15 protein-coding genes are annotated in these 19,600 nt (G+C 71.5%); 6 read left to right on the forward strand and 9 right to left on the reverse strand.

Annotation, left to right across the window (positions count from 1 at the left end; translation table 11 throughout):
- Positions 1-128: 128 nt before the first annotated feature.
- The gene (locus tag ABFX54_RS18995) at positions 129-1,445 is read right to left on the reverse strand and encodes an acetamidase/formamidase family protein (RefSeq protein WP_346106513.1); all 1,317 of its coding nucleotides are present in this window, start codon (positions 1,443-1,445) and stop codon (positions 129-131) included.
- A gap of 131 nt (positions 1,446-1,576) precedes the next feature.
- On the opposite strand from ABFX54_RS18995, the gene ABFX54_RS19000 reads away from it, so the two are divergent.
- A complete protein-coding gene (locus ABFX54_RS19000) occupies positions 1,577-2,047 on the forward strand; it encodes a PPOX class F420-dependent oxidoreductase (RefSeq protein ID WP_346106514.1) in 471 nt (156 codons plus the stop codon).
- A 7-nt stretch (positions 2,048-2,054) separates the two neighbouring features.
- On the opposite strand, the gene ABFX54_RS19005 is transcribed toward ABFX54_RS19000, so the two are convergent.
- From ABFX54_RS19005 to ABFX54_RS19030, 6 genes are all read right to left on the reverse strand, one after another.
- Positions 2,055-3,119 (reverse strand): VWA domain-containing protein, encoded by a 1,065-nt coding sequence (locus ABFX54_RS19005; protein WP_346106515.1) that lies wholly within the window; start codon positions 3,117-3,119, stop codon positions 2,055-2,057.
- Between the two features lies 1 nt (position 3,120).
- Positions 3,121-4,074 carry a VWA domain-containing protein gene (locus ABFX54_RS19010; RefSeq protein WP_346106517.1) on the reverse strand — a complete coding sequence of 318 codons (954 nt, stop codon included), beginning with the start codon at positions 4,072-4,074 and terminating at the stop codon, positions 3,121-3,123.
- 58 nt (positions 4,075-4,132) lie between these two features.
- On the reverse strand, positions 4,133-5,017 hold the full coding sequence (locus tag ABFX54_RS19015) for a DUF58 domain-containing protein (RefSeq protein ID WP_346106519.1): 885 nt from the start codon (positions 5,015-5,017) through the stop codon (positions 4,133-4,135).
- Positions 5,018-5,023: 6 nt separating this feature from the next.
- Complete coding sequence (locus tag ABFX54_RS19020) at positions 5,024-6,007, reverse strand: AAA family ATPase (protein ID WP_346106520.1); 984 nt, start codon at positions 6,005-6,007, stop codon at positions 5,024-5,026.
- 20 nt (positions 6,008-6,027) lie between these two features.
- Positions 6,028-6,792, reverse strand: coding sequence for a S1C family serine protease (locus ABFX54_RS19025; RefSeq protein WP_346106522.1), 765 nt, complete (start codon positions 6,790-6,792; stop codon positions 6,028-6,030).
- A gap of 151 nt (positions 6,793-6,943) precedes the next feature.
- Positions 6,944-8,323 (reverse strand): FAD-dependent monooxygenase, encoded by a 1,380-nt coding sequence (locus ABFX54_RS19030; protein WP_346106524.1) that lies wholly within the window; start codon positions 8,321-8,323, stop codon positions 6,944-6,946.
- 187 nt (positions 8,324-8,510) lie between these two features.
- Here ABFX54_RS19030 and ABFX54_RS19035 point away from each other — a divergent pair, with 187 nt between their 5' ends.
- Positions 8,511-10,127, forward strand: a complete 1,617-nt coding sequence (locus ABFX54_RS19035; RefSeq protein WP_346106525.1) for an SMI1/KNR4 family protein — start codon at positions 8,511-8,513, stop codon at positions 10,125-10,127.
- Positions 10,128-10,274: 147 nt separating this feature from the next.
- The gene (locus ABFX54_RS19040; protein WP_346106526.1) at positions 10,275-11,738 is read left to right on the forward strand and encodes an ankyrin repeat domain-containing protein; all 1,464 of its coding nucleotides are present in this window, start codon (positions 10,275-10,277) and stop codon (positions 11,736-11,738) included.
- 16 nt (positions 11,739-11,754) lie between these two features.
- Here ABFX54_RS19040 and ABFX54_RS19045 read toward each other — a convergent pair whose 3' ends face one another.
- Positions 11,755-13,065, reverse strand: coding sequence for an NAD(P)/FAD-dependent oxidoreductase (locus tag ABFX54_RS19045; protein WP_346106528.1), 1,311 nt, complete (start codon positions 13,063-13,065; stop codon positions 11,755-11,757).
- A gap of 174 nt (positions 13,066-13,239) precedes the next feature.
- On the opposite strand from ABFX54_RS19045, the gene ligA reads away from it, so the two are divergent.
- Positions 13,240-15,327 (forward strand): NAD-dependent DNA ligase LigA, encoded by a 2,088-nt coding sequence (gene ligA / locus ABFX54_RS19050; protein ID WP_346106530.1) that lies wholly within the window; start codon positions 13,240-13,242, stop codon positions 15,325-15,327.
- 238 nt (positions 15,328-15,565) lie between these two features.
- Positions 15,566-16,174, forward strand: a complete 609-nt coding sequence (locus ABFX54_RS19055; RefSeq protein WP_346106532.1) for a restriction endonuclease — start codon at positions 15,566-15,568, stop codon at positions 16,172-16,174.
- A 170-nt stretch (positions 16,175-16,344) separates the two neighbouring features.
- On the opposite strand, the gene ABFX54_RS19060 is transcribed toward ABFX54_RS19055, so the two are convergent.
- A complete protein-coding gene (locus ABFX54_RS19060) occupies positions 16,345-17,040 on the reverse strand; it encodes a hypothetical protein (RefSeq protein WP_346106534.1) in 696 nt (231 codons plus the stop codon).
- 273 nt (positions 17,041-17,313) lie between these two features.
- On the opposite strand from ABFX54_RS19060, the gene ABFX54_RS19065 reads away from it, so the two are divergent.
- Complete coding sequence (locus ABFX54_RS19065) at positions 17,314-19,578, forward strand: hypothetical protein (protein WP_346106535.1); 2,265 nt, start codon at positions 17,314-17,316, stop codon at positions 19,576-19,578.
- The last annotated feature ends 22 nt before the right edge of the window (positions 19,579-19,600 follow it).

The raw sequence follows: 19,600 nt of genomic DNA on the forward strand, positions 1-19,600 counted from the left end.
GGTTCCTCCCCTGTCTTTCGTTCCGCCGGGGTGCTCCGGCAAGAAAGACATTACGGAGACGGCAACGGATCATCTGTGGACGAATCCACACACCGAATGTGATCGCCGCCACATCGCGTAGACCCTGCTCAGAAGTGCTCCTTGCGGATGAGCCCGTGCACGCCGGTGGTCCGATCAACCACCTGGGAGATCTCGAAGTCGGTCGCGGCCGACAGGTAGGCGTAGGCGACGGCGCGGTCCATCCCCTGGTCGTGCTCCAGGAAGTCGAGGGCGTTGACGACGGCGCGGCGCATGGCCACGTCCAGGTCGTTCACCTGGCCGTTCCTGGAGCCGTCCGGATCGGACAGGCCGATCGGCAGCCAGGCGTCCTCCGTCTCGCCGAAGGGGTAGCGGAAGGCGACGGAGGGGGCGTCCCCCGAGCCCTTCTTGCACACCGTCAGGCGGAACGTGGCCCGCAGCGAGCCCTCCATCGCCGTCAGCGCCACCTCACCGCCGCCCATCGCGTGGTGGGGGTCGCCGGTGTAGAAGAGCGCGCCCTCGGCGAAGACCGGCAGGTAGAAGGTGGCGCCCGCGCCGAGGTGGGCGATGTCGATGTTGCCGCCGCCCAAAGTGGGCGGGATGCTGTTGAGCAGCGGGTCGGTCGGCCGGCCCGCCTCGGCGAACGCGACGCCCATCACCCCCATGAACGGGTTCAGCGGGAACGTCACCTCCGCCTTCCTGCCGCGCTTGAGCACGCCGCTGGCCACGCCCTTGCGTCCGCGCCGGACCGGGGTGAACACCGAGACGTTGCCGTACCTGAGCGGATCTCCTGTGGGGCGGCCGTCGGTGGCCACGGGCGGCATGACCTCCTCCAGCGTGATGCCGTCGGGGGCGCCGCCGTTCGCCTGCCGGGCCAGCGCGCCCTTGCCGTGGCGGCTGGACACCACTCCGTACGGGACGCGGGGCAGCATCGAGAGCATCTCGACCTTGAGCACGTCACCGGGCCGCGCACCGGCCACGTGGATCGGGCCCGTCACGACGTGGGGGCCGTCGAGGTCGAAGTCCCTGGGCGTGCGGTCGTAGTCGCGGGCGATGGCGATGGCGTCCTGGAGCACGTCCGACCGGGGCACGCCGTGCCGGGCGAAGTAGGCGACGGGGTCGCGGCCCTGGTCCTCCAGGATGCCCTCGTGCGAGACCGTGTCGACGGTGACCGTGTCGCCGGACCTGATCCGCAGCACCGGCTCGCTGCCCAGCGCGGGCACGTACCCCCACGTGACCTGCTCGGTCGTGGACGGGAGGTAGTGCCTGCCGTGGATCGGCCCCTTGCGGGGCTGCAGGATCTCCTTCGGCAGCGTCGGACTGGCGGCGGCACGATGAGCGCCGGCCAGGATCGCGCCGCCCGCGCTGGTCAGGGCCGCCGCCGCCCGCAGGAAGTTCCGTCGTCCGTACGTCCGCGACACGCTCATGATTCTCCTAACGGGGGCGGAGGGTGATACCGAGCATGTAGGACGCCTGTTACGTCCCCGTTTCGGATCGGGTGTTCCTCGCGTCAGGAGTGGAAGGATCTGAGCCACGTCCTTAAGGAAAGGCAAGTGTCATGGCTCCCAGCATCGCGACCGCCCGCCGCGTCGAACTGCCCGAACTGCTCGACTTCCTCCGCCCGCGCCACCACGGCCTGCTGTCCACCACGCGCGCGGACGGCCGGCCGCAGCTCTCGCCGGTCTCCTGCGGCGTCGACCAGGAGGGCAGGATCGTCGTCTCGACCTATCCCGACCGCGCCAAGGCCGTGAACGCCCGCCGTGACGACCGCGCGTCGATCTGCGTCCTGTCAGACGACTGGAACGGGCCGTACGTGCAGGTGGACGGTCGCGCGGAGGTTCTGGACATGCCCGAGGCGCTCGAACCGCTGGTGGACTACTACCGCTGCATCGCCGGCGAGCACCCCGACTGGGACGAGTACCGCGAGGCCATGCGCCGCCAGGACAAGTCCCTGATCCGGCTGCACATCGACCGCTGGGGCCCGATCGCGACCGGCGGCTTCCCGGCCCGCCTGGTCTCCGGCGACTGAGCGCCGCTTATCGGGACGCCGTACGGGGGCGGTTCCACCAGAGGGAGAGCGACAGGGCGGTGACGATGAAGATCGCGCCGCCGGCCGCGAAGGCGGCAGCGGTGTCGACCCGCTGCCTGATGACGCTGAAGCTGCCCGGCAGGGCTTCGAGCGCGGTCTTGAGCTGGTCGGCGTTCTCGGCGCGGTGGTAGGCGCCGCCGGTGGTCTGGGCGATCTGCTTGAGCGCGGGCTCGTCGATCATGCGGATGTTGCGTCCGCCCCGGTCGAAGCCGCCGCCACCGCCCCAGCCGCCGCCCCACCCGCCGAAGCCGCGGCCGTCGAACTGGGAGTTCTCGCAGACCATGGGGGCCGGAGTCGTGGTGCCGAAGCCGATGGGATAGACGCGGACCCGGCGCAGGGCCGCCTCCTGGGCGGCGGTCTGCGGGTCCACGCCCTGGGTGTTGGCGCCGTCGGTGAGGACGATGATCGCGGCGGCGGCGTGGCCCTCACCGGCTCCGGTGCCGGGGTCCGCGCCGGTGGGGGCGACCGACGGGTCCACCTCCGCGATGGCGTCGAGCGAGGTCAGCATGGCCTGGCCGATCGCGGTGCCACGGGCGACGGTGAGGTTCTCCAGCGCCTCGGTCAGCGCGTCGGTGTCATCGGTCGGCGGGACGAGCAGGCCGGCGCTGCCCGCGAACGTGACCAGGCCGATGCGCGGCCCGCCCTCCAGCGACTCGATGAAGTCGGCGGCGGCCTTCTTGGCTGCGGTCAGGCGGTTGGGGTCCACGTCCGTCGAGCACATGGAGCCCGAGGTGTCGAGCGCGAGCAGGATCGTCGCCGCCGTCTGCGGCACCGGGACCGACGCCTGCGGCCGCGCGGCCCCGACCGCGAGCAGGGCGAGCCCGGTGACGAACAGGGCGGGCGGGATCTTGCGGATCCACCGCGTCCGGCCGGGCAGCGCGCTGCGGACGAGGGCGATCGAGGTGACGCGGACGGCGGCCCGCCGCCGGCGGCGCAGCGCCCACCAGCGGATGCCCAGGATCAGCGGGAGGATCAGGATGGACAGCAGCGCCCACGGCCATGAGAACGTCATTTCAGATCACCCGTCCTGATCGGAGCACGGTGAGCGCCGCTCCTGCGGTGAGCAGTACGAGGGCGAGCCCGATCAGCCCGCCGGCGAGGGGCAGCGGCTCGTCGGAGACGGTGAGCCGCAGGTCGATGGTGCCGGCGACCCCGTCGAGCCGCGCGGTGTCGGTGGCGGGGTGGTATTCGCCGCCGGTGGTCTGCGCGATCAGCGTGAGGGTGTCCTCGTCCAGTGAGGTCTGCAGGTTGTAGCCGTCCACCTTGACCGCCGCACCGGCCGTGGTGCCGACGCCGACGGTGTGGATGTGCACGCCCGCCTGCTGGGCCAGGGCCGCGACCTGCTCGACGTCGTTGCCCTGGTTCTGGCCGTCGGAGAAGATCACGATGGTGGCCGACGGCCAGTAGCCGAGGTCGGGCGGCGGTGCGCCGTCACGGCCGAGGGCCGCCTGCTTGCCGGTGATCGCCGTCAGCGAGGCGGTGATGGCCGCTCCCAGCGAGGTTCCGCCGGTGACCTTCAGCCGGTCGATGGCCTTCAGCGCCACGGAGTGGTCGGCGTCGGGCCTGGCGGTGGTGAGCGCCCCCCGTTCGAACGCGACGACCCCGATGTCCACGCTGTCCGGCTGTGCCGCCACGAACGCGCGGGCCGCCCGCTGCGCGCCCGCCAGCCGGGTGGGCGCGACGTCGTCGGCGCTCATGCTGTTGGAGACGTCGATGGCCAGGATGACGGTGCCCGCGGCCCGCGGGACCGGCACCATGGCCGCCGGCCCGGCGGTGGCGATGGCGAGCACGGCGACGCCGGCGATGGTCAGGCCGACTCCCAGGTACGCCCGGCGTCCGCCCGGCACGGCGAGGCCGGCCGCGGCGAGCGCGGCCTTCCTGCGGCGGGCGGAGACTGCGGCCGCGTAGGCGAGCGCCGCCGTGACCAGCAGCCCGACGGCCAGCAGCAGCGGAGCGGACCAGGTCATGGAGCCTCCCCCGAGAGCCCGTTCGGGTCGGTAATGATCGGCCCAGTGATCGGCCCCGTCATGTCGCCCGCTTCCCGGTCTTGGCGACGACCTCGACCAGGGCTTCGCCGAGGTCGCGGTCGGTGTCGATGCGGTGGACCGGCACCCCGGCCCGGCGCATGCCCGCCGTGAGCCGGGCGTCGCGCTCGTCCACGGCGGCGCGGAAGCGGCCGGTGAGCAGCGGGGCGGCGGAGTCGACGACAAGCTGCTCGCCCGTCTCCGCGTCCTCGACCACGATCAGCCCGGCCTCGGGCAGCACGTCGTCGGCGGTGTCCACGATGCGCAGCGCGACCACCTCGTGCCGGCGGGCCAGCCGCCGCAGGGAGCGCTCCCAGTCGCCCTCGCCGATGAAGTCCGACAGCACGACGACGAGCGCGCGGCGGCGCGCGAGCCGTCCGGCCGCGTCGATCATCTCCGCCAGGTCGGTGGTGCTGCCGCCGCGCGTCCCCGACGTCCTCTGGAGCTCGGCGGCGATCCGCAGCGCGTGCCGCCGGGAGGTGCCGGGCGGGACGACGCGCAACATCCCCGTGTCGAACAGCACGGCTCCGACGCGGTTGCCGCCCCGCCCGAACAGCCGGGTCAGGACGAGCGCGAGCTCGGCGAGCACGTCGTGCTTGCCGCGCCCCGGCCGGCCCGCCCCCATGGAGGCCGAGCGGTCGAGCACCAGCCACACCGTCAGCTCGCGGTCCTCGGTGAACACGCGCAGGTGCGGCTCGTCCAGCCGGGCGGTCACGTTCCAGTCGATGTGGCGGGCGTCGTCGCCTTCCGTGTAAGGCCGCAGCCCGGTGAAGTCGATCCCCGAGCCCCGGTACGTCGTCCTGTGGGCCCCCTGGAGCCGGCCGTCGAGCCTGCGGACGACCTTCCACTCCAGGCGGAGCAGCAGTTTCTCTGGGGCGGTTGCCATGGCGGCTCAGCGGTTCTGCAGGACGACGTCGGGCGCCCTGACGGCCCCGAGCACCCTGGTGATGATCGTGTCGGGATCGACGTCGTCGGCCAGGGCCTCGTACGAGAGCACCAGGCGGTGCCGCAGCACGTCGAGAGCGAGCTCGGCCAGGTCGTGCGGCAGCACGTAGTCACGCCCGCGCAGGAACGCCAGCGCGCGGGCCCCCGTGACGAGCGCGATGGAGGCCCGGGGACTCGCCCCATAGGTGACGTACCGCTCCAGGTCGCCGAGCCCGGCCGTCGCGGGGGACCGGGTCACGCCGACCAGCCGTACCGCGTAGTCGACGATGGCCGGGTCAACATAGACCTGCTGGGCGCGCGCCCGCATCGCGATCAGGCCCTCGGGCGTCACCATCGGCTGCGGCGGCTCGGGCGGGCGCAGCGCCCTGGCCACGATCGCCTGCTCCTCGGCCGGCGCCGGATAGTCGACGATCACCTTCATCATGAACCGGTCGACCTGCGCCTCGGGCAGCGGATAGGTGCCCTCCGACTCGATCGGGTTCTCCGTCGCCATGACCAGGAACGGCTCGGGCACCTTGAACGTCTCGCGGCCGATCGTCACCTGGTGCTCCTGCATCACCTCCAGCAGGGCGCTCTGCACCTTGGCGGGGGCGCGGTTGATCTCGTCGGCCAGCAGCAGGTTCGCGAACACCGGGCCCAACTCGGTCCTGAACTCCCCGGAGTGCTGGTGGTAGACCCGGGTGCCGACGAGGTCTGCGGGCACCAGGTCGGGGGTGAACTGGACCCGCTGGAAGCTGCCGGCCATCGCGGCGGCCAGCGACCTGACCGCGAGCGTCTTGGCCAGGCCCGGCACGCCCTCGACCAGCAGGTGGCCGTCCGCGATCAGGGCGACGGCCATGCGCTCAAGCAGCACGTCCTGTCCGACGATGGTGCGCTTGACCTCGAACAGCACTTGTTCGAGCGGGTGGTCTGACGGGTTGGTCGAGGCCATGCGGTGTTCCCTCTCGTCGGTCAAATCAGCGGCCCGTCGCCCGGCGGGCCGTCGCCGTCGGTGCCCCCGCCCAGGGCCAGGCCGATCGGCACGGCGAACGCGATGCCGGCGAACGCCTCGTCGCCTCCTGGGTCGGCGATCGAGACGACGATGCCGACGACCAGGCCGCGGGCGTCCAGGAGCGGCCCGCCTGAGCTGCCCGGGTTGACGGAGGCGTCGAACTGGATGAGCCCCTTCAGGTCGCCGTCCTCCTTGCTCCGGTCGGCGGTGCGGTTGAGTCCGGAGACGACGCCGGTGGAGACGCTGTAGGTGAGGCCGAGCGGGTTGCCGATCGCGACGACGGGCGCGCCCACGCTCACGCCGCCGCCGAGCGTCGCGGGGACGACGATCTCCGGGAGCTTGGCGGGCTTGAGGGTGGCGACGTCGAGCTTGGGGTTCGAGGACGAGACCGCGGCCTTGGCCTTGGTGCCGTCGGCGAACGTCAGGTTCACGTCCTTGGCGCCGTCGATGACGTGGTGCGCGGTCAGGATCGTGCCGTCGTCGGCCGCGATCACCCCGGTCCCGAGCGACTGGCCGGCCTGGATGACCACCACCGACGGCCCGACCAGCTTGAAGACGTCCGGCACCGTGAGGGTGGTGGTGGGCGTCGGTGTGGGGCTCGGCCTGGGCCCGGCCCCTTCGACCTGCCCGCCACGGCCGCCCAGCCAGTACGCCAGCACCGCCACGACGACGAGCGCGGCGAGTGCGGCGCCCCCGACGGCGAAGCGCCGGGCTCTCCCGGCCACGGCTCCCCGATCCGCCAGAGCCTCGGCCGCACCGGTTTCCTGCGGCGCGTGCCCCATCGCCCCATAGTCATAAATTTATGTTGAAAGTGCTACAAACTTCGCCTGAGAACTTCATGAGAACCGCTTCCCCGCAGCTCAACCGGGGTCGGCGTCATACGACCATGGCCAGGTAACCAGCGAGATCATCGGCTGAAGAAGTCGAGATCCCGATATATCCGTCGGGCCGGATCAGCGTGTACCGCTCTCCTCCGTACGGCTCCGCCACCCGGTACGCCCGCACCTCAGGCCCGCCCCCGCTCCACGGCTCGGCCGCCAGCAGCGTGAAGTGCGGGCCCCTGAGCAGGTCGAACATCCGCGCCTGCGTCCCGTCCGCCAGCCGCACCCCGCCGTCGGGGACGCGGTCGCCGCCATGCCGGGCCAGGGAGCCGCCCCGGTAGGAGAGGGACAACTGGTAGGTCTCCTCGTCCCGCTTGACCGACTTCCTGTCGTGCAGGTCGGTGCTGAGGCCGAGCATCCCGGCGGCGACGGGCCGCCGCTCCTCCTCGTACGTGTCCAGCAGCCCCTCCGGCGCCCCCGCCAGCACCCTGGCCAGCTTCCACCCCAGGTTGTACGCGTCCTGCACCCCGGTGTTGAGCCCCTGCCCGCCCGCCGGCGAGTGCACGTGGGCCGCGTCGCCCGCCAGGAAGACGCGGCCGGAGCGGTAGTGGTCGGCGAGGCGGATGTTCACCCGGTAGAGGGACGACCACAGCAGCTCGGTCAGCCGGACCCCGCGCAGCATCGACCGCTCGGCGAACAGCCGCTGGTACCAGGCCAGCGTGTCCTCGGGCTCCACCCCTGGTTTGAGCGGGGCGAGGAGCTGGAAGGCATCGGTGCCGGCCATCGGATAGAGGGCCACGAAGCCCTTGCCCGGCCGCGCCCAGGCGTGGATGTGGTCGCGGCCGAGCCCTTCCACGCGCACGTCGGCCAGGGCGGCGCGTTCCTCCTCGCGGGTCTCGCCGGTGAAGCCGATGCCGAGCGACTTGCGTACCGGGCTCTTGCCGCCGTCCGCCGCGACCACGTAGCGCGCCCTGACCGTCTCCCCCGTGCCCAGCGTGGCGCGCACCCCGTGGGCGTCCTGGTCCAGGCCGGTCAGCGCGGTGCCGTACTCCACCTTCCCGCCCAGCTCCGCCAGGCGTTCGCGCAGCACCGCCTCCGTACGCCACTGCGGATGCATCAGCACGGTCGGGTACGGGACCGCGTCCGTCGCCCTGGCGGGCCTGTGCATGCGGGTCTGCCACACGGGCACCCGCCCCAGCCTGACCCGCACCGGCGGGTACGGCGTCGCGACGCCCAGAACGCGGCCGATCACGCCGAGGTCGTCGAAGACCTCCTGCGTCCGCGGCTGCAGGCCCTTGCCCTTGGAGCCGCCGGCGGGCCGCTCGGCCCGCTCGACGACGCGGCAGGAGACGCCGCGGCGGGCCAGGTCCACGGCGAGGGTGAGGCCGGTGGGACCGGCGCCGGCGACGATGACGCCCGTGGTGGGTTCGTTCATGGAAAGAAACGGTGTCAGGCCGCTCTGCCGGATCGCTGTCAGCCACTGCCGGGCACTGTCAGCTGCCGTTTCTCCTGCGGCGGAGACGGGCCTCCGGCAACCGGCTCGGGACCTCCCCGGAGCGTGTTAGAAAGGCTCATTGTCCGATGATGAGGTGTGCCGAGTGATTGACGATGTTCTCCGTGCCATGGCTGAGAAGATCACCGATGCGGCACCTGCGGGTTGGCGGCGTGCCGAGGTGCGGGGATACGCCACCGGCGACGGCGGGTCGGGGCACCACGGGTTCCGGTTCGACCCGGCGGGAGACGGCGACGGCATCGACCTGCATCCGCAGTTGTGCGCCGTCCACACCCACTACGGAGCGGGCGGCGACCATCTCTCGATCGAGCTGACCGTCGAAGCCAGGGGCCGGTTCGAGGCGGTGGTCAGCGAGTCGCTGGTGCGCGAGGACGACCGCGGTTTCCTGTACGTGCTGCGCCCCGGCGCCCTGCCGCCCGACCCCGGCACGTACCAGCCGGGCCCGTCGATGGCCACCCCGGCGGGCAACCCGCAGGAGGCCGTCGCCCTGCTCGGCGCGTACCTGCGCGGACGCGACCGCGCGCTGCGCGGCAAGGACACCTACGCGCCCCCACCGGCGTTGCCCGAGCACCATCGCCGGTGGCTGGAGGCCAGGCTGCAGGTCCCGCTCCCCGAGGACCTCCAGGCCCTCTACGCCCACGTGGACGGCGACGGCGGCGAGGGGCTGCTGGCCGGCCACCACTGGTTCGGCCTGGAACACCTGGAGAAGATCAGCCGCCCGGAGAACCGCACGTGGGCGGCGAGACGCGCCTGGCGGCACCATCTGCGCCGGCCGCTGGTCACCAGCACCGGCGGCCCCCCGCTGGCGGTCCGCCGCGCCTCGGACCATCCGCACTGGATCCCGTTCGCCACCGACCCCCACGGCGACTACCTGGCCGTGGACCTGGCGCCGGGCCCCGGTGGGCGTCCCGGCCAGGTCATCCGCATGGGCAGGCACCACGACGACGGCCCCGTCTACGTCGCCGACTCGGTGACCGGCCTGCTGCGCCGGCACGTCAAGGCGTTGCGGGCGGGCTCGTACGAGGTGGGACAGGGCCGGCGGATCCGGATCGACATCGACGGCCAGGACGAGCACGAGTCCGACAAACCAGACGAACTCACGATCGCCGGCACCGACGCCGCCTCCATGCGGGGCCTGCACCAACATGTGCAGAAACTCTCCATCCGCAACGCCCCCTGGGCCGACTTCGCCCCCGTGCGCGGAGCGCCGATGTTGTGGCAGGTGAACGTCGAGAACTGCCCGGGCGCCGACCTCGCGCCGCTCCAGGACACCCCCGTGGAGCTGCTCGACCTGGCCATGGACCGGATCGACCTGGCGCCGCTGGCCGAGCACGCCACGCTGCGCTTCCTGACGCTGCGCACCGTCCGTCCCGTGGACCTGTCGCCGCTGCTGTCGTGCCCGCGCCTGTACGCGCTCGACCTGTCCGAGGCCACCTCGATCCGCGACCTCAGCGTGCTCTCCGAGCTGAAGGATCTGCTCTACCTGCGCCTGCGGCGCGGCCAGTGGGAGGAGCTGTGGGAGCGGTCCGGGCACCCGCCGGGGCTGGCGGCGGCGGGGCTGGCCGCCGAGCCGCCACGGGAGAAGGGCTGGTGGTGGTCGGGCGACCAGGTCGTCGAGCCGTCGTTGCGGACGGTCGCCGGGTGGGTGGCCGATCTGGCGGGCGACTCGACGGACGTACGACTCATCAAGGGCAGACTCTCCCGGAGGCGCCGGCGGACTCTTTGACGGGGCGTATGGTGAGGGAGGCGCTCTCAGGGCGCCCCCGGTCCGCGGGAAGGGCCAAGCCCACCTGATGTGGTTCGGTACGACCCGGCCCGACCTCTTTTCCGGCCTGAGCATGCGGACGGCAGGCCAGACGGAAAGGAGGCCATCGTGCCCGTCCACCGACTGCCCGACAACCCCAGCCTCGAACGGCTCCGCAAGCAGGCCAAGACACTCCTGCGCCAGGTGTCGACCGGCGCTCCCGAGGCGCGCGGGCTGGTCGCCGAGTTCCATCCCCGGCCGCCGCAGCCGTTCAAGCTGGCGGACGCGCAGCTCGTCACGGCCCGGATGTACGGCTTCGCGAGCTGGCCCCGGTTGAAGGAGCACCTCGGCACCGTCGAGCGCTACACCCGCTCACCGCACCGCGTCCCTGTGCGAGCGGAGCCGCCGGAGGAGTTCCTGCGGCTGGCCTGCCTCACGTACGGGGCCGACCATCCGGGGCGTACCGGGGAGGCGGCGCAGCTGCTGTCCCGGCAGCCGGAGCTCGCCACCGCGAACGTCTTCACCATGGCCGCCACCGGCTCGGCCGACGCCCTGGCCGCGACGCTGGACGCGGATCCGGGACTGGCGCGGGCGCAGGGCGGGCCGTTCGGCTGGGAGCCGCTGCTGTACCTGACCTACGCCCGTCTGCCCGGCGCTTCGGGACGTTATGTGGAGACTGCCCAGGTCCTGCTCGGCCACGGCGCGGACCCGAACGCCGGCTTCCTCTGGGACGGCCTGGTCTCCCCCTTCACCGCACTGACCGGCGCGTTCGGCGGCGGAGAGCAGGACCAGCCGCCGCATCCCGAAGCGCTCGCCCTGGCCAGGCTGTTGCTGGAAGCCGGCGCCGACCCCAACGACAGCCAGACCCTCTACAACCTGGGCCTCGGCGGCTCCTTCACCGACGACCCCACGCACCTGCGGCTGCTGCTGGAGTTCGGGCTCGGGCGGGGCGGGGACGGGCCGTGGTACGCCCGGCTGGGGCCTGTCCTGCAGTCACCACGCCAGTTGCTCCGGGAGGGACTGGCCACGGCGGCACTGCGCGGCGGGGCGCGGCGGGTCCGGCTGCTGCTCGCGCACGGGGCCGAGGTGGACGGGATCGGCGGGCATCCGGTGTTCGGGGGGCGGACTCCGTACGAGCTGGCGCTGTTGAACGGCCACACCGAGGTGGCGGAACTTCTCGCCGCGGCGGGCGCCTCCGCCGTCCTGGAGGAGATGGACGCGTTCGCCGCCGCCTGCATGCGCGCCGACGCCGGCGCGGTGGCCGCGCTCGGCCCGGACGTGCGGGCGCGGGCGCTGGCCCGGCATCCCGAGCTGATCAACCGCGCCGCCGAGCAGCGCAAACCCGCCGCCGTACGCCTGCTGGCCGGCCTCGGCTTCGACGTCGACCACCCGCACGGGGCCACCCCGCTGCACGCGGCCGCCTGGAACGACGACGTGGAAACGGCCAGAACCCTGGTCGAACTGGGCGCCGACGTCACGATCAAGGACAGCCGGTACGACGCCACCCCGCTCGGCTGGGCGGAGTACGGCGGCAAGGAACGCGTGGCCGCCTACCTGCGCGAGACGACCTCGCCTCCCGGCGAAACGCCCTGAGGGAACCGCCGCCTGCTCAGCGAACGGCCCGCTCGGGGGCGGGACGATCGGCCGCACGGCGCCGCGCGAGGTCGGCGAGCCCGGCGTCGGCGGCGCGGCGGCCGGAGACCAGGGCGCCCTGGTGCGAGCCGGTGTCGCGGTGGTCGCCGCATACGTACCTCCCGCTGCGCAGCCGCACGGGCCTGCGCAGCGGGTACGGCGGCGGCATCGCGGGCAGCGCCGCCGCGATCGGGTACGTGGCCACGTGCTCCCAGCCGGAGGTGTCACCGTAGATCTCGCCCAGCCGCCGCCGGACCGGCTCCTCGTCGGTGATCAGCCCCAGCACCGACGTGGACACGAGCGCCCGCCCGTCGGAGGAGTACTCGGGGGCCGCGTCGGTGAGGACCAGGGTGTCGGTGATGGCGCCGGTCGCGTCGATGATCTGGATCGGCTCGCCGAGGGGTGAGCGCGGGGCGGCGTGGTAGAAGGTGGTCACCGCCCGCATCGGCGGCACCTCGATCTCACTCAGCAGCTCCCCCGCCACCTCGGGGTCGGTCGCCACGACCACGGCCCGGCCGTGGATCACGGAACCGTCCGGGTGCCGTACGCCGTCATGCGCGGCGTCGCCCGCGAGCCGGACACCGTCGGCCGTGACCTCGCTCACGCGGGCGCCCAAGGTGATGGTGCCCGGCGGCAGCCGGTCGGCGAGCTGGCGCGGGATCTGTCCCATGCCGAGCGCGGGCAGCCCGATGGTGCCGCGCGCGAACGACCGCCAGAACAGGTGGAAGACCCGGCTGGAGGTCTCCAGATCGCGTTCGAGCAGCACGCCGGCGAGGAAGGGCCGCATCAGGCAGTCGATCATCTTCTCCGACATACCCCAGGCGCGCAGCTCCTCGTCGGTACGCCGTTCGCGCCCGCCACGCAGCCGGGAGGCCGGCGCGGCGAGGTCGCGTGCCGTGACCGCGCCGAGCACGGCGGTGTCACGCAACGTGCCGACCCCGGACAGCGGCCCGCTCAGCGCGTGCCGGGGGTGCCGCCACGGCAGCATCACCCTGGCCCTGGCCGTGGTTCCCTGCACGATCATCCCCGAGGCGAACGCCCGCACGTCGAGCGCGCCGATGTCGAGCACGTGGCGGGCCTCGGGGTAGGCGGTGTTGAACACCTGGTATCCCCGGTCGAGCCGGAATCCGTCGACGACGTCCGTACGCACCCGGCCGCCGACGCCGTCGGACGCCTCCAGCACCCGTACCGGCACGCCGGCCTCGTGCAGCCGTACGGCGCAGGCCAGCCCTGCCATGCCCGCGCCGACGACGATGACGGGCGCGCGTTCTCCCCGATCCCTGTCCATGCCCGCGCCCTACCCGCGTCCGCCCAGCTCAGACGTACCCCCGAGGACCAGCGAGCCGGATGGGCCGCGAGCGGCGGGGAGGCGACCCGGGGAGTTCCCTTCGTGAACCACCGGAGATGAACCACGGGCAATCTGGGGGCCAGATTTGTCGGTGCCGGGCGACATCATGGACCCATGACCGAGACACCCCCCATCACCACCCTGGCCGACGACACGGCCTACGCCGAGGCCGTCCAGCTGGCCGTCGACTCGGCCGCCGCCTACTACGCGGACGGCACCTCGACCCTCGACGACGACGCCTACGACCGGCTGGTCCGCGGCATCCAGGCGTACGAGGACGAGCACCCCGAGTCGGTGCTGCCGTCGTCGCCGACCGGCAAGGTGGCCGGCGGAGCGGTGGTGGGCGACGTGCCGCACACCGTGCCCATGCTGAGCCTGGACAACGTGTTCGGCGCCGAGCAGCTCGCCGACTGGGCGGCGGGGCTGGAGCGCCGGCTCGGCAGACCCGTCACGGCGTGGAGCGTGGAGCCCAAGCTCGACGGCCTGGCGATCTCGGCCCGCTACCGGCACGGCCGCCTGGCCCAACTGGTCACGCGCGGCGACGGCACCGCCGGCGAGGACGTCTCCCACGCCATCGGCACCATCGTCGGCCTCCCCGACCGGCTGGCCGACGCGGTCACGGTGGAGCTGCGCGGCGAGGTGATGATGACCGCGTCGCAGTTCGAGGAGGCGTGCGCCAAACGGACGGCACACGACGGCACGACGTTCGCCAATCCACGCAGCGCCGCCGCCGGCACGCTGCGCGCGCAGGACCGGCCTTACGTGTGCGAGCTGACGTTCTTCGGCTACGGCGTGGTGCCGTCGCCCGGCGACGACTCCGAGCTGGCCACGCGCCTGCGCGAGCTGCCGCACAGCCAGATCATGGAGTGGGTGGCCACGCAGGGCGTGCAGACGACCGCCGCCACGCCGGTCGCGGGCATCACGGCCGAGACGCTGGAACGGGTGCAGGAGCGCGTCGGGGAGATCGCCGGCCTGCGGGCCCAGCTGCCGTTCGGCATCGACGGCATCGTGATCAAGTGTGACCTGGCCGCCGACCAGGCCGAGGCCGGCTTCAGCTCCCGCGCGCCCCGCTGGGCCATCGCCTACAAGCTGCCCGCCACCGAGAAGATCACCAAGCTGCTCCGCGTGGAGTGGAACACCGGCCGCACCGGCATCATCGCGCCACGCGCGGTGCTGGAGCCGGTCGAGCTCGACGGCAGCACCGTCACCTACGCCACCCTCCACAACGTCGCCGACATCGCCCGGCGCGGCCTGATGCTCGGCGACAGCGTGACCGTCTACAAGGCGGGCGACGTGATCCCGCGCGTCGAGGCGCCGGTCGTGCACCTGCGCACGGGCGACGAGCAGCCGATCGCGATCCCGCAGGTCTGCCCGTCCTGCGGCGACGCCATCGACACCTCCCAGGAGCGGTGGCGGTGCGTGCGCGGGCGCGGCTGCCGGGCGATCGCGTCCATCACGTACGCGGTCGGCCGCGACACCCTCGACATCGAGGGCCTGGCGGAAAACCGCATCCAGCAAATGCTCGACACCGGCCTGATCGCCGACTTCGCCGACCTGTTCTTCCTCACCAAGGAGCAGTTGCTCGGGCTGGAACGTATGGGCGAGACCAGCAGCGACAATTTGATCGCGGCCATCGATCAGGCGAAGTCGCGCCCGCTCAGCAGGGTGTTCGCAGCACTCGGGGTGCGCGGCACCGGCCGCTCGATGAGCCGCCGCGTCGCCCGCCACTTCGCCACCATGGACGCCATCCGGGCCGCCGACACCGAGGCGATCCAGCAGGTGGAGGGCATGGGCCCGGAGAAGGCCCCGGTCGTGGTGGACGAGCTGATCGAACTCGCGCCCCTCATCGACAAGCTGGTCCGCGCCGGCGTCAACATGACCGAGCCCGGCGCCACCCCGCCCTCGGCCGAGCCCAAGGAGCCGTCTGCCGACCTCCCCCTGGTCTCGATGTCAGTGGTCGTCACCGGCACCATGACCGGCCCTTTGGCCCAGCTCTCCCGCAACGAGGTCAACGAGCTGATCGAACGAGCCGGCGGCAAGGCCAGCTCCAGCGTCTCGGCCAAGACGTCGTTGCTGGTGGCCGGCGAGAAGGCCGGCTCCAAGCGTACGAAGGCGGAGAGCCTGGGGGTGCGCATCGTCACCCCGGAGGAGTTCGCGCAGCAGGTGAACGCCTTCCTGTCGCCCGACAACGTCACTGCGTAACCCCATTTACACCATTTCCCCCTTCGCCGAAATACCCGAAATTTACTCACAAAAAGCCGGACTGAAATACCACCGCCCGTGTACTCTTCGGCACCGCTTCTGTCGGTGCCGTCGTTCATAATCGCCAGCGAGACCGACCCCCAGGGAGGGATTGATGGCGAGGCGACCGGGACGCTCAGGCCGATCGGGGAGATCAGGGCACCGCAGACGCCGGCGAAAGACCGGCGGAAACGAAGGGTTGTGGCTGCTCGGCATCGGCGTCGCGGCCATCGCGATCACCGCCGTGGTCAAATACGTCGCGGAAAACCCGGGCTGGGCCACCACCATCGCCCTCCTGACGATCGTGGCCCTCTGCGGCGCCCTTTTCCTCCGGTATAGGGTCATCCAATCCCGTCGCATGAAATTCCTGGCAGCCAACACCGAATTGGCCAAGGTCGACCTCATGACCGGCCCTCAATTCGAGCACCTGATAGCCGAACGCATGACCGCCGACGGCTTCCGCCGCGTCCAGCAACGAGGAGGCAAGGGAGACGGAGGCGTCGACATCACCGCCACCGCCCCCGGCGGCAAGCCCTACGCCATCCAGTGCAAGCGCTACAGCGGGACCGTCGGAGCCCCCGAGGTCCGCAACTTCCTGGGCGCCCTCGCCAACACCTTCGCCGGCCATACGGGGGTCCTCGTCACCTCAGGCCACCTCACCCGGCAGGCCCGCGAGGAAGCACTCAACGCCCGCCAGCCCCTGTTGCTCGTCGAACGCGACCGCTTGGCCGACTGGCTCCTCGGCACCCTCACCCTCCTCCCCCGCCGCCCCCTGCCTCTGGTCGAAGGCGAGGAACCAGCCGGCTGACCCCACACCACCGGTGGCGTCCCGCCGGGCGGCGCAACCTGGCCCGAGAACATGCCGAGCCACCGCACAACCTCGCACCCTCCTATCGGGCCAAGCCGGTTCCCGCCTGGAGGATGGTGAGATCAGCCCCAAGGGACGCCTTCGCATGGGCGAAATCGTGTGACGAGTTCTCAGCACACATGCCCCGTCATGGTCGTGTCCCAACGCATGCCGGCGACCATGTGTTCCAGGTAGCCCGCGTCGCTGACGGTCACCACGATCTCTGCGTAAGGGATCTCAGCGAAGGAGTAGTCCTCCTCCAGCTCCAACCCATCCCATACGTCCAGCTTCTCCGGATCTTCCAGCGCTGCGGCCTCGCTCAGGTGCGGGGCGTTCCGATAGGGGCTGATGTCATAGGAAGTCACGATGTCGGCAGCGCGTTGCGAGAACTCCTCGGCGTCGCCGGAAGTGAACACGGAATAGCCGGAGCGGCTGCCCCCGCTCAGCTTGTAAACCTCTGCCGCTTTGCGCCTGGGTTCGAGGATGGTCTCGCCGTCGTCCGCGAGCAGGTACCCATCGGGGGTGACCCTTATCTCCTTACCGAGGATGAGTTCGTAGAGCTTCCGGAACTCGTCTTTCAGCCGCATGCCTGCCGTGATGGCTTGGCCCCGCTGCTCGGTGAAGGGGTATCGCTCTCCGCCGCCCTCCTCATCGTCTTCGTTGTGCATGAACCCGTTGTCCAGGTTCCACCAGGCGTCCACCAGGAGAGACAGGGGAAAGACGGTCTTCTGCGGCACTGATGGGACGTCGGGGTTGATGACGTGCACCCTCCCGCGGAGGGTCGCGCCTTCGACCGAGTCCACGGACACGGTGAAGATACTGGTCATGATGGGGCGCCCCTTCAATCGGGAGTGATGGTCGCACTTGATCACCAGTCAGTCCAGAGAATAGGCGGTCCCACTGACACTCGTCCGATCACCCACCAGCGGACGCCCTTGACGTCATAAACCATCACCAGCTCAAGCAGCACCACCCGAAGACATAACCAACTCGATGCTGTCTGCCAGGCCGATTCATGATCGACTTGGAGGTGGCGGCTCCGTTAATCTTGAGCGTTTCGATCTTCCCCCTCTGCTCCTCCCCTGCCTCAGGAACCTCCCGTGCCTCGCCATGCCCTCTCTCGGATCGCCGTCGCCGTCTTCGCCGTTCTGGTCATCACGGCGGGTGTGATGGCGGTGGCGTACGGCGACGCCCGGCTCCTTGGGCTGCTCGTCTACCGGCAGTTCGCCGAAGGTGCCGGCGAACTCGAGGAATTCGACGCGGATCTGCTCGTGATGCTGGTGATGCTGGTCGGGGTGGGGTTGGCGCAGGCCTGGGGGTTGGCGCAGATCCTGCCCGGGCGGCGCGGCGGCGGGACGACCAGCAAGCTCGCGCTGCCCGTCACCACTGCCCCAGCCCCCGGCGGTGACCAGGGCGGCCGGAGCGGCGACAGCGGCCGGAGCGGCGAAACCCGCCAGACCCGCGATCAGCTACTGCTGCGGACAGCGCTGTACGTCCTGATGGCGATCGAGCTCACCGACCAACTGCCCTGGCCCGAGGACACACCTGAGGCCGTCGCGCACATCGCGGTCGTCGTGCTCTTCTACCGGGTCATGGGCACCGTCTCCCGGACGCTGCGTCTGGTCGCGCTGTTGGCAGGGCTGTGCTGGCCGACCCTGGGGCTCGTCGAGATGGCGCTGGACCTGTTCGGGGTCACGCTCGATGTCCTTCCGCCGGGCGCCAGCCTGGCGTGGGTGGTGTCGACGATCCTGACCGTGGTGGCGCAGGCCAAGGACGGCCGGTGGGGAAGGACGACGTTGCGGGCGGGAGCGGTGATGGCTGCCGGGCCGTTCCTCATGCCGCTGATCGCCTACCCGGACAGCCGGACCTACGTCATCTACGCGGCGAGCCGACTGCTCCTGGACGTCTTCACCGTGGTGTGGCTCGGCCGGTCCGCGAGCGAGGTCGGGTGCCGGCCCAGAGCTCCGCGTCCGCGTTCCAGGGGTGCCTTCCGGTTGCGGCCGTGGGAAGTGGTGGCGGTCGGCCTGCCGCTGCTCCCGGCCGTGGCCAACTGGACGAACGGTGCGTTCCTGTGGATCGGACCACGAGGGGCGGTCGCGTCGTGGTTCTCGGGGACGGGCTGGTACCCGCGAGAACTCTGGCTGCTGATCGACCTCCTCGCGGGCTGTGGCGGAGGGGCGGCCCTGGTGCTGGCTGTCGTACTCCGGCGCAGAAGCGCGGGCGGAGGTCGGGGGAGGTTACGGCAGGGGGTCATCGGGGGGTTATCGCTGGCGGCGGTGGCCGGGGTGGTGACTGCGGTCACCGGGGAGAGCCAGCCCGCGCCGCCGGACATCACTGTCCGTATTTTTCTGGATACGCTACTCGACTCCGGGCCAGGCATCTCCCCGCTCTGGCACAGCGCCGCCTTCACCGGCTCCGCCCTCATCCTGCTCTTCCTGTACGGCGAACGACCCCGCCCCCGAAAGCCGTACCAGCTGGCCCTGGCGGGCCTGGCCACGGTCGCGCTGCTGGCCCTCGTACCCGTGTCGGACCACACGCCCGGCCCGACCACCACGAAAGACGAATGCGAGAACAACCCGGAGGCGACCGGCGAGCGGGCCTTCGTCTGCGCCGTACGGAAGCTGGACGCCCCGCCGTTCCACCCGAGCATGCCCGACCAGCGGCTGATCGCGTACGGGCACCGCATGTGCGCTGTCTACACCCGCGGCGACGCCCGCGAGGAGGCGGCCTTCAAGCAGGCGTACGGCATCAACCTGCGCGAGCAGAGGTACCTCCTGGAGGACATCTGCCCGAAGGTCGCGGCGGAGTTCGATGCGGAGGTGGCCGAGGAGGAGGCCGAGATAGCGGCCTGGGAGGCCGAGGAGCAGGCCATGTGCGACCAGGCTCCCCGCCACCGGCCGAGGATCAAGCCGGTGCGGGCCGTCAGGGAGAAGAAGCCGGTGTGGACGGAGTTGTCGCTGGAGGCGTACGACGAGGAGGCCGACCTGGACGACGACCCCGTGTGGCGGGCCGAGGAGGGCGATCTGGTGGTCACCGCACCTGGCCGCCTCATCATCCTCGTCAACACCGAATTACGCATGTGCGTCACCACCGAGACCTACGACCGCCGCCCGCCCGTCGAGACGAAGGGCTGGGATCACGTCGTGGAGGCCGGGTACGAGAGCCGCGACGGCACCCTCGTATTCGGCGACGGCCTGTCCGGCGTCACGCTCCCCGACCTGGCCTCACGCGGCGAGGGCCACTACCGGGTGCGCGTCCACTACGCCTGGCTGTCCGAGAAGGGCCGGCAACGGGCCGGCCAGCGACTGCTCATCATGACCTATCCGGGTCGCGGCGATGAGTCGATCGTTCACCGCGAGCCATGAGCGCTTCCTGGACTTGCGGGGG

Source organism: Nonomuraea maheshkhaliensis, assembly GCF_039529435.1.
GTDB classification, from domain to species: Bacteria; Actinomycetota; Actinomycetes; order Streptosporangiales; family Streptosporangiaceae; genus Nonomuraea; species Nonomuraea maheshkhaliensis.

Coding starts and splice junctions, on each gene's coding strand:
- ABFX54_RS18995 (WP_346106513.1), bottom strand. CDS start 1,445: ATGAGCGTGTCGCGGACGTACGGACGACGGAACTTCCTGCGGGCGGCG.
- ABFX54_RS19000 (WP_346106514.1), top strand. CDS start 1,577: ATGGCTCCCAGCATCGCGACCGCCCGCCGCGTCGAACTGCCCGAACTG.
- ABFX54_RS19005 (WP_346106515.1), bottom strand. CDS start 3,119: ATGACGTTCTCATGGCCGTGGGCGCTGCTGTCCATCCTGATCCTCCCG.
- ABFX54_RS19010 (WP_346106517.1), bottom strand. CDS start 4,074: ATGACCTGGTCCGCTCCGCTGCTGCTGGCCGTCGGGCTGCTGGTCACG.
- ABFX54_RS19015 (WP_346106519.1), bottom strand. CDS start 5,017: ATGGCAACCGCCCCAGAGAAACTGCTGCTCCGCCTGGAGTGGAAGGTC.
- ABFX54_RS19020 (WP_346106520.1), bottom strand. CDS start 6,007: ATGGCCTCGACCAACCCGTCAGACCACCCGCTCGAACAAGTGCTGTTC.
- ABFX54_RS19030 (WP_346106524.1), bottom strand. CDS start 8,323: ATGAACGAACCCACCACGGGCGTCATCGTCGCCGGCGCCGGTCCCACC.
- ABFX54_RS19035 (WP_346106525.1), top strand. CDS start 8,511: ATGGCTGAGAAGATCACCGATGCGGCACCTGCGGGTTGGCGGCGTGCC.
- ABFX54_RS19045 (WP_346106528.1), bottom strand. CDS start 13,065: ATGGACAGGGATCGGGGAGAACGCGCGCCCGTCATCGTCGTCGGCGCG.
- ligA (WP_346106530.1), top strand. CDS start 13,240: ATGACCGAGACACCCCCCATCACCACCCTGGCCGACGACACGGCCTAC.
- ABFX54_RS19060 (WP_346106534.1), bottom strand. CDS start 17,040: ATGACCAGTATCTTCACCGTGTCCGTGGACTCGGTCGAAGGCGCGACC.